The 14,331-nt window shown below is 46.0% G+C and carries 9 protein-coding genes and 1 pseudogene; 1 reads left to right on the forward strand and 9 read right to left on the reverse strand.

Going from position 1 to position 14,331, the window contains the following annotated elements:
* Window positions 1-229 precede the first annotated feature (229 nt).
* From G493_RS29950 to G493_RS32470, 8 genes are all read right to left on the reverse strand, one after another.
* Entirely contained in the window at window positions 230-2,008 is a 1,779-nt protein-coding gene (locus tag G493_RS29950) for an ABC transporter ATP-binding protein (RefSeq protein WP_035275055.1), read from the reverse strand.
* Entirely contained in the window at window positions 2,008-3,768 is a 1,761-nt protein-coding gene (locus tag G493_RS0118110) for an ABC transporter ATP-binding protein (protein ID WP_035275056.1), read from the reverse strand. The genes G493_RS29950 and G493_RS0118110 overlap by 1 nt, the downstream gene beginning before the upstream one ends.
* Window positions 3,768-5,096 carry an MFS transporter gene (locus G493_RS29955; protein WP_161629852.1) on the reverse strand — a complete coding sequence of 443 codons (1,329 nt, stop codon included), beginning with the start codon at window positions 5,094-5,096 and terminating at the stop codon, window positions 3,768-3,770. The genes G493_RS0118110 and G493_RS29955 overlap by 1 nt, the downstream gene beginning before the upstream one ends.
* A gap of 260 nt (window positions 5,097-5,356) precedes the next feature.
* Window positions 5,357-7,408 carry a TonB-dependent receptor gene (locus tag G493_RS29960; RefSeq protein ID WP_084813640.1) on the reverse strand — a complete coding sequence of 684 codons (2,052 nt, stop codon included), beginning with the start codon at window positions 7,406-7,408 and terminating at the stop codon, window positions 5,357-5,359.
* A gap of 159 nt (window positions 7,409-7,567) precedes the next feature.
* Window positions 7,568-7,816 carry a hypothetical protein gene (locus tag G493_RS0118125; RefSeq protein WP_153306578.1) on the reverse strand — a complete coding sequence of 83 codons (249 nt, stop codon included), beginning with the start codon at window positions 7,814-7,816 and terminating at the stop codon, window positions 7,568-7,570.
* Window positions 7,817-7,843: 27 nt separating this feature from the next.
* The gene (locus tag G493_RS29965) at window positions 7,844-9,895 is read right to left on the reverse strand and encodes a TonB-dependent receptor (protein ID WP_084813641.1); all 2,052 of its coding nucleotides are present in this window, start codon (window positions 9,893-9,895) and stop codon (window positions 7,844-7,846) included.
* Window positions 9,896-10,054: 159 nt separating this feature from the next.
* A complete protein-coding gene (locus G493_RS32465; RefSeq protein ID WP_051309493.1) occupies window positions 10,055-10,993 on the reverse strand; it encodes a helix-turn-helix transcriptional regulator in 939 nt (312 codons plus the stop codon).
* Window positions 10,994-11,323: 330 nt separating this feature from the next.
* On the reverse strand, window positions 11,324-12,031 hold the full coding sequence (locus G493_RS32470) for a class I SAM-dependent methyltransferase (RefSeq protein ID WP_028581549.1): 708 nt from the start codon (window positions 12,029-12,031) through the stop codon (window positions 11,324-11,326).
* A gap of 1,026 nt (window positions 12,032-13,057) precedes the next feature.
* On the opposite strand from G493_RS32470, the gene G493_RS0118150 reads away from it, so the two are divergent.
* A complete protein-coding gene (locus tag G493_RS0118150) occupies window positions 13,058-13,786 on the forward strand; it encodes a hypothetical protein (protein WP_153306580.1) in 729 nt (242 codons plus the stop codon).
* A 272-nt stretch (window positions 13,787-14,058) separates the two neighbouring features.
* Here G493_RS0118150 and G493_RS0118155 read toward each other — a convergent pair.
* Window positions 14,059-14,331 (reverse strand): annotated as a pseudogene (locus G493_RS0118155) (hypothetical protein); the annotation flags it as partial.

Here is a 14,331-nt window from a genome sequence, read left to right on the forward strand (position 1 = left end):
TAACTGATCACAGACACTTCATCTTTTACCGATCACGGATCACGATTTGCCGCATACTGGCCGTATTGAACCATTGACGCTACGACGTTACCGAGTTGAGAGACAAGCAAGATTGGATATTTTTTTCCGTAACTCTAAATCTGATGTTAATTGTCCCTGGTTGTTACAACGTCTAACACAATGGTGCTTCCTGAGCAGTTTGCGGCAAACAGCCGCCGGAGGTTCTCATTTAAGCCCCACCCAATACCTCCTCATCGTTTCCTGATCTCATCTGCCAACTGCGGGCAGTCATTCGTTTTGTCCATAATTGATGATAAATACCCTGTTGTTCAAGCAGGTCTTCATGTTTACCGGTTTCAACTATCCGTCCCTTGTCTATGACCAGAATCTGGTCCGCCCGCCGAATTGTGGACAGCCGATGGGCAATGACAATCAGTGTCTTGTTTTTAACCAGTTCTGAAATGGCCTCCTGGATATATTTTTCATTGTCAGGGTCAATGCTTGCCGTGGCTTCGTCCAAAAGGACAATGGGGGCGTCTTTGAGGATGGCTCGGGCAATGGAAATTCGTTGTTTTTCACCGCCGGAAAGAGAGCTTCCCGATTCAGTGACCATGGTATCATACCCATCTGGCAGCGCGCTGATAAACTCATGGCACCGGGCCTGACTAGCTGCGGCCATGATCTCCTCGTCTGTGGCATCTGGCTTTCCAAAGCGGATATTGTTTTTTATGGTGTCATTGAACAGATAAACCCTCTGGAACACCATGCTGATATTGCTGAGCAGGCAATCGCTGGTCATATCCATGATGTCTGTACCACCTAAAGTGATGCTTCCCCGCTTTGGATCCCAGAATCTGACAATGAGATTGGCAATGGTGGTTTTCCCGGAACCGGACTGGCCAGCAAGAGCTGTCATGGTGCCAGGTTTTGCTGTAAAGCTGACATCCTTGAGCACCATTGTATCCTCAGCGTTATCACCATAGGAAAAGCTGACATCATGAAATTGTATTTCATGGTTAGCGAGTTTTGTTTCCTGGCCGTTCACTCCCATCAAAGGGTGATTTTGCAATTCTTCGTAGCGGTTGAGCCCGGCCTTTCCCACTAAAAAGGTAACAATGGCTCCCCCCAGATTGATGGCCGGCAGAAACACATAAAGGGCAAAGATCACAAAAATCAGGGCAAACTCAATGCCGAGTTTTCCCTGTTTGTACAGGATCAGGCTTGTCCACACCATCAGTGCCGTTGCCGTACAAAAGGCGGCTTTGTAGACAAAGGCTGGCGGGATGAACCGTTTTTCAAAACGGATACTGCCCTCTTTTGTTTCCTGGATTTCATTTTTCAGGGTTGCCGCTTTATCACCGGCAAGATTAAAGGCCTTGATCACCGAAATGCCCATGGCGTATTCCAGTATGGCTTCTGTGAGTTTGCCCTGCTGCTCCTGCCTGAGAACAGCTTCCGTCCGGCAGGCACTCTCTATCCATTTGGAAAGAAAAATGGCTGACACCGACACCACAACGGCAATCAGACCAATGCGGATATCGGCAATACAGAGCATGGTGCAGCCGATGGTTGTCATGGCTACTGCATTGATCATGATATCCAGATCGCGTACGGATTTTTCCTCAACAAAGGTAAGATCAATGGAAATGATCGCAGCAACCCTGCCAAGGTTTCCCTTGGTAAAAAATCCCATGGGAAAATAACGAAACCGGTCACCAATGCTCAGCCGCTCTCTTTCACATGCATTGTAAATGGAAAGATACATGCAGTTGTCAATGACCCAGGCCAGTACCACTCTCACAAGAACCGCCACCAGCATCACGACAAAAACGGTAGTAATATCGCTTGGAATGAATGTTCCTCCCGCAAGCTTGGCAAAAGCATATAAAAGCATGGCCACCGGAATATTTGCGAAAATGCTTTCAAAAAAGGCCAGTACAATTCCCAGTTGAACCCGTTTTTTATCCTTGCCCAGAAAGGCCATGATGTGCTTGTAATAATCGATCATCAGATCTCTCCTCCAACGGCGATACTCCACCCGGCAATATTATTATGGGCATCCCACAGTTGTTGATAAATCGGGCTGGTTTCCACCAGTTCCCGGTGTGTTCCTGTTGTGTGCACTTTGCCTTTGTCCAGCACCACAATCTGATCTGCATGGACAATGGTGGATAAACGATGGGCAATAACAATAACGGTTTTCCCGCAGATTAATTCATTTAAGGCAGACTGGAGCTTGTCCTCATTTTCAGGATCGGTAAAGGAGGTCGCCTCGTCCAGGATAACAATGGGGGCATCTTTAATAATGGCCCGGGCAATGGTTATTCTTTGCCGTTCCCCGCCCGACAGCGTGGCACCGGAAGCGGTGACAACGGTATCATAGCCCTTGGGCGCCTCCATTATAAAATCATGGCAACACGCTGCTTTTGCCGCCTTGATGATCTCATCCCTGGTGGCGTTGGGCTTGCCCAGGCGGATGTTCTCTTCAATGGACATTTGAAACAAAAAGTTATCCTGGGACACATAGCTGATGCACTGCATCAAATGGTCAAAGGAAATATCTTTAAGGGCGATCCCGCCAATTTTTATTTCCCCGGCCTGATATTCCCAGAAGCGCATCACAAGCATGGCCAGGGTGCTTTTCCCGGCACCAGATTCCCCCACAAGTGCGGTTAGGCTGTTTTGGGAAAATGAGAGATTGATATCCTCCAGGACATTGTTGTCGATATAGGCAAAAGAGAGATTGGCAATATCAATATCATAGTGTTCCGGCAGTTCCGGGCTACTGCTCTGCTGCAGTTCCTCTTCCTTGAGAACTGCCGTGATGTGTGAAGATTTTTCAAGCAACATGGCGACAGACGGGGCAAAGGCCATTAACCTGAGAAGCGGGACGCCCATGCTCAAAGCCAGCATGACGCAAAGAACCAGCGCGCCGATGCTTAACTGGCCATTCATATAAAGGTTCAACCCTAAAGGCAGGGAAAATAATAGGGGAGAGGTCATGATAGCCTTGTAAACAGCCGTGTACTTCCACGATGATTTTGCCCAGTCCGCCGTATAGACTTTGAAATCAGTGACTGAATCGCCATATTTTTTGTAGGAGGAGGCGGTCTGGTTGAACACCTTGATCACCTCCATGCCGTTGATATAGTCAATAATGTTGTTGTTCATGTTTCTTGAAGAGGCATAGTAGGCTTTAAGCTTTTTAACCCCTTGCATAAACATGAGCATAAAGGCGGCCATGCCGATGATGACCACGCCAAGCACTGCCAAAGTCATTTTAAAACTGACTGCCAAAAGGACAGCAAAGGCCACTGCCAGCGATGCAAAGTTGCCAATGCCCTCGGGAATCATGTGGGCAAGAAGCATTTCCATTTCTTCCACATTATCCACAAAAATTTTCTTAATATCCCCATGTCCTCTTTTACGAACATTGCCCATGGGTATTTTTAAAAGCTTTTGGGCAAGGGCCTGTCTTAAATCAGCCAGGATGTTGAAGGCCACAATGTGAGAATGATTGAGCCCCATATATTCCAGCGCGTTTTTCAGCAGCAAAAAAGTCACAACAAGCAGCGCTGCAAAAGATATATACGCTGAGGTTAAAGAAGAGTGGGCAAATATTTTTGTAAAGATATCAGCCACGACAAGATAAACTGCAATATTTGCCGCGCCGCTTAAAAGAAGTTCAAAGACACAGAGAATGAATGTTCTCCGGTAAGGCCGGGCAAAGCGGAGTATCCCGGTTGGTTTCTGTAGTATTTTTTCCATCACATTCCTCTGGCTGTTTCCTGTAGTTTATCCTGCATAAAAACAGGGGTAACCGCCTTTTTGTTTCCCTCGGTCAGTGAGGGGTTAAAACAAAGTGAAAGTAAAAGTGCCAGACATGCAACAAGCCATGCCATAAGCACTACGGCAAGGTATCCGGCCAAACCGGCTAAAGCCACAGCACCCGATGCTGTTGCAATCCTTACAAGTGAGTAAACACTGAACTGGAGGGTAAAATCGGTGGCAGGACTGCTCTTTGCAGCACGATCCATCATCATTGTGCTCATCAAGGTTATGAAAGCTCCATGGACAATAAAAGGGGCCATCACCGCACAACACATGGTCCAAGCCCCTCGGGGGCCGACAAGGGGCAGTGCCAGCATTGGCAGAGCAATCACCTGGGCCGCAGCAACAGTGATCAGCACAGAGGAACGGCTCCGCCAGCGAAGCAGCCGGCTTGTACAAAGTGAAGACAGGGCAGCGACGGCAGACCCCAAAATGTTTAAAACCAGGCCAATGTGCTCCATGGACCAGCCAAGATCAAGCATCATGGGTGCTGATATGGCGTAGGCAATGCCGCATCCCGCAGGATAGACCAGTAATAACAACAGCCATTTTCCGTGTCCCGGAACTTTCCAGAAGGTTAAAAGTCTTTTCAGCGACAAGGAGGTGTTCAGTGTGTCGGTTTTACAGGTTGTTTCCCGGAAACAGAGCACCTGTACCCAGCAGACCAGGGTGCAGGATGCCATCACCAGCATACTACCTTTCCAACCGATATGGGGATATGCCATCAGGACGACACCCCCACCAAGTATATTGCCAACCATCCCGCCGGCAAATTGAATCCCACTGCCAAGTCCCCGTTCTTTTCTGGACAGCAGACGGCAGGCCAGCCCGTCTGCGGCAATGTCCTGGGTAGAGGAGAAAAAGGCCAGCACCATGCATCCAGCCAGGACCGTCCCAAACTGCGTTGCAATGTCCAGAAAGCTGATAACGACCAGACTCAGCACCATGCCGGTCTGGGTCAACAGCAGCCAGCCCCGGTAATGGCCCATCCGCTTTATGCCAAAGCGGTCCACCAGGGGAGCCCACAGAAACTTGACAACCCAGAACATTCCCAGAAGATATATCCCCCCCAATTGCTCAAGCGGCATTCCCTGCCGCCGCATGATCACCACCAGCGCGATCATGAAAAAACTGACCCCCATAAACTGGGTCATGTACAGGCTTGCCAGCAGCAGCCAGGTGCTCAGTGGTTTGCGTTGAGCGTGTTCTGCTACCGGTATCCCCGTATAAACATCATCAGTCGGATTATGTTTTACTCCCGACATCGCCTGTATTCCAGTTTGTATATTCTCACCAGGTGTCAAAGGGAACCCCATATAAGGGTCACGGAAAAAATGAATTATTCAATCTTGCTTGTCTCTCAATTCGGTAAAGTCGTCGCCTCAATGGCTCAATACGGCCAGTATGGAACCATTGAGACAACAACATTACCAAACCGATATCCTACGCAATTTTTGGATATTTATTCTTTTCCGCGACCCTAAAGTCAGACTTTTATATTTTTAAGGCAGCTCACACAAAACAACTAAAATCGGTAATTTAGCTGAAAACCAACCTCGCCGGGATTACTGTAAATGGTGTAAAAACCGCTGTAGTAGCCATAGGAATCGTATTCCTCGTCAAATATATTCTTGCCGTACAGATAAAGATCAAAATGTTCTGTCTCATATCCGATTTTGGCGTTAACAATCTGGTAGGGATCCCGTTTGTATTTGTTGGCCTTGTCAAAATACATTTCACCATAACCAATCAGATCAGCCCTGGCATAGAAACCGTTTTCCCAACGATACTGGCCACCAATATTAAAGGTATATTCAGGCGAATACGTCGTTTTATTTCCTGCATAATCCCCTGAGGCATCGTTAAAATCATCAAATTCAAAGTTGGTATAACCGAAACCGGCCGTCACGCTCAGGCCACGGGTTATCCTGCCCGTCAATTCCAACTCAACCCCTTTACCGGTTGCTTCGGCTGCGTTGGTTACATACGATGATGCCGATGAAATAGTTTCCGACACCTGCATGTCGGAAATATCCATCAGGTAAACACTGGCGTTCGCGATCAACCGGTTATCAAAAAAGGTGTTTTTCACCCCTATTTCATAGGACCAGAGTTCCTCTTCATCAAAGGTGTAATACGCTGAATCCGTGGCTTGAAAATTATATCCACCGGAACGATATCCTTTGGATACGCTCAGGTACGTCATAACTTCGGGCAACGGACGGTATTCCAGGGCAAGTTTGGGAGTTATGGCATCCCATGAATCATCGGACTGCCTTGCGTTGATATGATCTTCAAAGTCCTTTTGGGTTGTCTCGTAGCGCAACCCGCCGACAAGACTGAATTGTTGGGACAGGGGATAAGTAAGATTGGTAAAAACAGCATAGGTGTTTCCATCAATATCCCTGTCAGTAACACTGGGCGTGCTCCCGGAAACCGACTTAAAATCAAAATTTGCCTCATCCTTATCGCCATATATGCCTGCAATCCACCTGATGCCGTCATTTTCATAGCTCAAGCGCAGTTCCTGAGACAGTGTAGAGTATTGATTGTCTTTATACATATGAGACAAGGTTGCGCTGGTGAAATCAAAATCACTGATAGCCTCATCATCATAGACTCTTCTCGACGTAACAGATGTCAATACAAAGGCGTCGTTAATTTCATAATTGACTTTAAGGGCTTGCGTTTGATCTGAGCTTGTGTTTTCCCCCTCTAAATTGGAAGTTACCTTGCGATAATCGGGCAAAGGCACACCATATAAAAATGCTGCATATTCCCCCAGGTTTTCACGTGCCCCGTCATGGTCATTTTGGAGTTGTGTTGCAATAAGAGAGATGTCCAATTGATCTGTGGGGATCCAGCGCAGATGGGCCCTGCCAAACCAGTCTTCCCTGTCATCGGCAGCATCGTCGGTTACCGTATTTTTGACAATACCGTCTTGCTGAGTAAATTTTCCGGCAATTCCCAAAAAGAGTTTGTCTTTCTGAAGAGGACCACTGATCTTGACAGTATACGTTTGCGTCAAGCTGTCATCATTCTCTGAAGAGAGCCATGTACCGATATCGGCGGACACGCTGCCTCTAAAATCATTGTCCGGTTGGCGGGTAATAATGTTGATTACACCTGCTTCGGTGTTTTTCCCGTACAGGGTACCCTGCGGCCCCCTGAGTACCTCCACCCGTTCAATGTCAACAAATGTACTCTCAAACCCGGCCAATGACTGGAACGGAACACCGTCTATGAAAAGTCCCGTGGAAAGCGTGAGGGTTTCAAAGGGTGCATGAATTCCTCTTAAAGATGGGGTATTCATACCGGCAGAGCCGTGGCTAAACAGCATTAAACCAGGAGAATAATCCGCCAAATCAGACAAAGATTCAATTTTTGCGTCCTCAATCTCCTGTCCCGTGAATGCGATAACCGCCATGGATACATCCTGAATGCTTTCCTCCCGCTTCTGAGCAGTTACAACAATGGGTTCCAGGGTGGTTTCTGTAGTTTCTTCAGCCTGGATAAACTCCACCCCAAAAAAGCTCCCGGTGGCGACCAGGCAAACAAAAATTTCTCTCACTCTCATTTTATTACCCTTGTCTAAATAAATAGCACTAGCCTATCAGCAAAATTACCCCATTAAATACTAAAGAAAAAAATATGGCTAACACCAGCGTCCAGAATACAGGCACAACTGTCCAATTATTAGAGAGTACACTCCTGCATTCTATGAAAAGAAGGAGAATCAGATTACGTTGTGAGGAGGAATACAGAACTCGGCGAGAAACAATTTTGCAAAATAACCGAGATTATTATACCCAACCGTATAGGCAGCTCCGGTAACAGTATGTCTTTCCTGAGCAGTCACCATGCCGGTCTGGGTCAATAGCAGCCAGCCTCGATAATGCGCCACGCACTTAATGCCGAAGCGGCCCACCAACGGTGCCCACAGGGACTTGACAATCCAGACAATCCCAGCAGATCCCCCACTCATAAGATTCAGACAGTTCATGCAAAACATTTAAAATCGGTAAGTCAGCTGAACACCAACCTCGCCTGGATTACTATAAATGGTGTAAAAACCGCTGTAGTAGCCGTAGGAATCGTATTCCTCGTCAAGAATATTCTTGCCGTACAGATAAAGATCAAAATGTTCTGTCTCGTATCCGATTTTAGCGTTAACAATCTGGTAGGGATCCCGTTTGTATTTGTTGGCCTTGTCAAAATACATTTCACCATAACCAATCAGATCAGCCCTGGCATAGAAGCCGTTTTCCCAACGATACTGGCCACCAATATTAAAAGTATATTCAGGAGAATACGTAGTTGTATTTCCTTCGTAATCTCCTGAGACATCTTTGAAATCATCAAATTCAATGTCGGTATAACCAAGACCGGCCGTCACACTCAGGCCGCTGGTTAACTTGGCCATCAACTCCAACTCAACCCCTTTACCGGTTGCTTTGCCTGCGTTGGTTACATATGATGATATTGCTGAAATATTTTCCGATACCTGCATGTCGGAAATATCCATCAGGTAAACACTGGCGTTCGCGATCAGTCGGTTATTAAAAAAGGTATTTTTCACCCCCAGTTCATAGGACCAGAGTTGCTCTTCATCAAAGGTATAGTATGCTGAGTCCGTAGCTTGAAAATTGAATCCCCCTGAACGGTACCCTTTAGATACACTCAGATAAGTCATAGTTTCGGGCACCGGACGGTATTCAAGGGCAAGCTTGGGTGTTATGGCATCCCATGAATCATCGGCCTGCTTCGTGCTGACATGGTCTTGAAGCTCCTTTTCTGTCGACTCGTAGCGTAATCCACCCACAAGGCTGAACTGTTGTGATAATGGATAGGTAAGGTTGGTAAAAACAGCATAGGTATTCCCATCGATGTCCCTGTCAGTGACACTGGTCATGCTGCCATAATCCATGTTAATATTCCAATTTGCCTCATCTTTGTCACCATATATGCCTGTAAGCCATTTCACGCCGCCATTGTCATAGCTTAAACGCAGTTCCTGGGACAATGTGGTAAACTTGCTGTCTTTTTTTGTATGCATCAAGGTTGCACTGGTAAAATCAAAATCACTGACGGCCTCGTCATTATAGACTCTTCTCGACGTAACAGAGGTCAATGCAAAAGCATCGTTGATCTCATAATCGACTTTAAGGGATTGGGATTGATCTGAGCTGTTGTTCTCCCCCTGTAAATTGGAAGAGACTTTGCGATAGGCTGGGGCAGGCAGATTGTAATGCTGGGCACCATATTCTCCCATGTTCATAAACGCCGCGCCGTTATTATATTGAAGCTGTGTTGCAATAAAGGACACGTCCATTTGACCTGTGGGTGTCCAGCGAAGATGCGCTCTGCCGAACCATTTCTCCCTGTCATCGGCAGCCTCCCCGGTGAAGGTGTTTTCTATGATGCCATCATTTTGGCTGAATTTTCCGGCAATCCCGATAAATAGCTTATCTTTCAGAATAGGGCCGCTGAGCTTTACCGTATAAGCCTGGGTTAAACTATCATCGTTTTCACTGGATAGCCATGTACCGATATTGGCGGACAGGCTGCCTTGAAAATCATTGCCCGGTTGCCTGGTAATAATATTGATTACACCTGCCTCCGTGTTTTTTCCGTACAGTGTGCCCTGGGGGCCCCTGAGCACTTCTACCCGTTCAATATCAAGAAAGGTATTCTCAAATCCGAGAACCGACTGGACCGGAACACCGTCAATAAAAAGTCCTGTGGATAACGTCAGCGTGTCATAAGGCGCATGAAGCCCTCTCAGGGATGGTGTATTCATGCCGGGACCGCCTTCATTAAATACCATTAAGCCGGGGACAAGATCTGCCAGATCGCTTAGGGACTCAATTTGTGCGTCCTCAACTATCTGGCCTGTGAATGCGCTGATCCCCATTGATACCTCCTGAATGCTTTCCTCGCGCTTTTGGGCAGTTACAACAATGGGTTCCAGGGTGGTTTCCGTAGTTTCTTCTGCCTGGATAAACTCCGCCCCAAAAAAGCTCCCGGTGGCGACCAGACAAACAAAAATTCTCTTTACTCTCATTTTATTTCCCTTGTCTAAATAAGTAACACTAGCCTATCGGCCAAATTACCCCATTAAATACTAAAGAAAAAAATATGGCTAACACCAGCGTCCAGAATACAGGCACAACTGTCCAATTATCAGAGAGTGCAATTCTGTTTTCTATGAAAAGAAGAAGAATCAGATTACTTTGTGAGGAGGAATACCGAACTCGGCGAGAAACAATTTTGCAAAATAACCGAGATTATTATACCCAACGGTATAGGCAGCTTCGGTAACATTATGTCTTCCCTGCTGCAATAAATCCTTGGCTATTCGTAAACGATGACGTCGGAGATGATCCAAAGGGGAATGGCCATAAACAATTTTAAAGCATTGATAGAGTTTGCTTCTGCTCATGCCAACCTTGCTTGCGAGAGTGGAAATATCAGGAGGATCGGCAGGGGCGATGGCCAAAAGCTCCGCCGCATAATGTATCCGTTCAACATCTATTGTCTTGATTCGGGGCTGTGCGTTTCGCTTTGCTCCATCCCCCTTTAATTGCTCAAGCCTGTGGGCCAGTAGTTCCATGGCTTTGCCCTCCAAAAAGAGGGCACGGGTTTTCCCGGAGTACGGGCACGCAATAAGCTGATTTACGGCCTGAGACATCTGAGGCAGAATTTTCCCCTGACTAGACATAAAAACCTGCTCACGAAGCCCCTTCAGAAAGGGTAGAAAGGTTTCTTCGTCTTCATTGGCCATGTTCAGCAACGTTTTTGTGTCAAAGAGAACACAAACTTTCAATTTGTGCCGTGACAGAATATCCTCTTCTATCTCTTTAAAATCAGGAATAATAAAATGGCCGCTCATACCAGGATCAAGCGATACAGATGGTGCGAAATCCGAGGTACGGGACTGTGAGTGACCTATGATACTGAAACCTACACCAAAACTCCAACCATCTACTCTCCCGATGAGAGTGATTGGCTTATGAGGCTTCATATCCATATACAACAAACGCAATCCAGAAGAAAAATTATCAATCCGTATAATGCCACAACCAAGCCTTTGGGGGAGCTTATAGACAAGCTGTTCAGGGGTATCTTGAGATAGTGAATGTGCAGGATGAACAATTTCCATGGCGGTATGTTGTAATTGCAAATGTTGAAATTGCGCAGGTTGCGCCAAATCCTAGAAAAAGGAAAAACATCGAGTTGGCTAAGTCTAACCCAAAATAAGTTTTATGCAATTTATTTAGAACAAACTAACTACACAAATTACATCAAAGCTCGTCTGTTTTCAACGTATTTACCAAATAACACGTCGTATCTTTGAGAAATAACATATAAAAATCTGAAGTCGTGGAGTAAATTGCAAAGCTATTACAGTGCAAAAACACTGTGCTCTGCTGATCGCCCATCATCTGGGAACCATCCCTTCCCCCTCCTCCGCCAAACCGGCAAAAAAACCTTACTGACTTTTATCTGCCTGGAAATACACTATCCCGCCGTTGGTATCACACAGACGAAACCGAATTCCGGCCTGCTTACAAGCATTTTCAATGTCAGATACAGTAAGGGAATGGAGGGAATGTTTGGCTGCCATCTTTTTCCAGGTGGTATCAAATTCCGGATGGATTCCAACCGCAGGCGTACCGCACACAAAGGTACCTTCCTTCACTAGAACGCGCGATATTTCCATGATTGCCTCCTGATAGTTCGGAATCATGTGCATAGCGGTATCCATCAGCACACAATCAAAGGATTCGTCTTCAAAGAGCAATTTTTCGGCGTTTCCCTGGATAAGCCGAAAGGATTTAAATGATTTCTTATTTCCCTTTTTAGCTGCCTGCTTCAGCATACCATAGGCAATATCAAGCCCGGTATAGTCATTGCTTTCATGAAAATGGACAATGGCACATCCGGTACCGCAGGCAACATCAAGAACTGTGGCCTCTTGTACCGGTGCTATCAGGTTAGCCAGAATTTCCCGATGTCGTCTGGGGTCTGCTTTGTGCACACATGGTCGTGTAAAATGTTCATGGATGAAATCATAAAATAGCGCAAAAACATTGAACTTTTTGCTAAAAGGCGCATTCACATTACTTGTTTCGCCATTTTGAGACGGGACGATACCGTATTTATCAGGCAGGGCAGCCATTATTTCCTCCGGGTTCATGTTCATTTCCTCCGAAAAGGACAAAAAGCGATTCAACAGCACAGGCATGATACAATAATCAGCTATCAGTACCGCCAAAATACCAACCGAGACAAGACGTCCCTGGCTAACGATTTTGGACTGTGAGCCCAGACAGGCTGAAAAAGATACCTGATCAAGGGGCTAACAACACTGATATTTCAATTCGTGCGGTGCCGTAACTGGCCACAGGTGCTTCAGATTTGTGCAAACGCGGTTTTTCGTGGGTAAGCGAAGACTTCGGCAAGCTATCTATGCGGGAAACCGCGATCGTACAAAGAGGTAAGCGACCATTGGAAGACGCCGTAGAGTCCCTGTGACCAGTTACAAGGAACCAGCATGAAAGAGAGCAGCGTGGCAATGGTGGTCACGGCCCTGAACAGGAGTGGCCTGCCGGCAAATCACCTTGCATCATGTCTCAAGGTCAAGCCAATGACGAAACTCAGTACAGTAAAACAACAGAGCAATGAGATCAAAACCAAACGCCAAGACCACCTGTGCTCTGAGCTCCTGAACGCAATCCTTTTATGACTCTTTAGTGTATTTCCTGATAATGCAATATCCCTAACATGCCCGTTATAGATACCGATACGCCCTCGTTTATGAATTGCGGTAATTATATTAAAGGACATTAAATACAAAAACGCAGAATTCTGCTAACACCAGCGTCCAGAATATTGACACTGTTGTCCATAATTCTGCTAATCGTCCTTGCTTTCGACTAGTATTTATGTTCCTGTAATCAAGATAGTAAAGACTTTACATACAGGGGAGTTACAGTTGCCCATGCCAGGTGTAACATGCCGCTCTTCTTCATGATTCGGCGTACATATGATTTCATCTCGCAAACACTATGTGAAGAGGATCTCATTTATGAAATTCATATATCTACGAATGATCTTGCTATGCATCATCTTCATTTTGTCAGCGATATCTGCCTATTGCTTATCAACGTCTACAGTGGAAATCCCCATATCTTTTGACCGTGCAAACCTTCCCATAGTAGAAATGGAACTCGACAAACACCATGTACAATTCTATTTGGATACAGGCGCCAAAGGGCTACACTTGCCAAAACGAATTGCTGATACTATTCACGGAGTCAAATTGACAGGCCGCACAGTAAAAAGTGTCGACCTGGCTGGGAAAATCCGCGAAGATGCGGAGTTCATGATTCCTGAATTGCAGATGAATGATATGTTATTTAGCAATGTCACCGGGCAACATTTGTCTGACTGGGGATTGGGAAAATCCCAATTCCAATTGCCCGTCATTGGGTTTGATGTACTTCAACAAAAAGAACTCGTCATCGATTTTCCACGGAAGAGGATATTGTTGAGCGATGCCCCAATTGACGTCGACAAGCTCTACCACTCTGCACGGGATCTTCAATTCAAGCGTGCGGACGAAGGGCTCGTCATATCTGCTCATATTGGCAGGAACGAGTGGTCTTTTGTATTGGATTGTGCAGCCAGTATTTCGATCGTAAGGTCTTCCGCAAAGATTGATAAAAACTTAATTACTCCTTGCACGATTAATCTGCCAGGTGGACTTTGTGAAGCGGTGAGTGGTCATGTGCATTGTGGAGAAAAGAAAATTCCTCTGCAATTGATTCGAATGTCTTTACCAGAGCAGTTCAAACCAATGGGAGTGGTCGGGTATGATTTCTTCAGTCGATGTGCTCTTTATTTGAGCAAAGATTTCGATACGATGAAAATTGCCTGCACAGACGGGTAACAGTTAATGTAGAAAGGTCTTTTAGCTTTACACAGAAAATACGTTTTCTGATGCTTTAGAAACTGAGTGGGTGTGCTTTCAACGAAAGTATACATATGCCGAACAAGCCTTTTGCAGCGAACCGTAAAAAAGCAGCGGCCTCTGAAAAGTACGTTGGATTTAAACAATGAAGATAATAACGAAATATTTCATTTTATGCTGTTTATTTGTAGCTTTTAATGCAAATACTGCGCAGGCTGGGGGTGCAGCCGATCTCCCATAAAGCATAAAATTCACGCAGCCTTTGGTAGTTCCAACGGTTTACTTGATCTCACCTGGATGTTTCTTTCTTCGCTTTGCATTCGCTTGACCCATTGGCCATATGCCCAGTCATAAAAATGATCCCAATCGCCGTTGAGTTCGATACACCTCAGGTGAAGCAACGCTTCAGCTCGTTCAGGTTTCCAACGCATCCCAGAACAATCCAGCCGTTCGCCGATTACATTACGAACGGCTCCCTCAACCATCCCGCTTCCAATCGGCAAATCCTCCTCGATATATTTTTG

The sequence above is a fragment of the Desulfogranum japonicum DSM 18378 genome, assembly GCF_000429945.1.
GTDB lineage: Bacteria > Desulfobacterota > Desulfobulbia > Desulfobulbales > Desulfobulbaceae > Desulfogranum > Desulfogranum japonicum.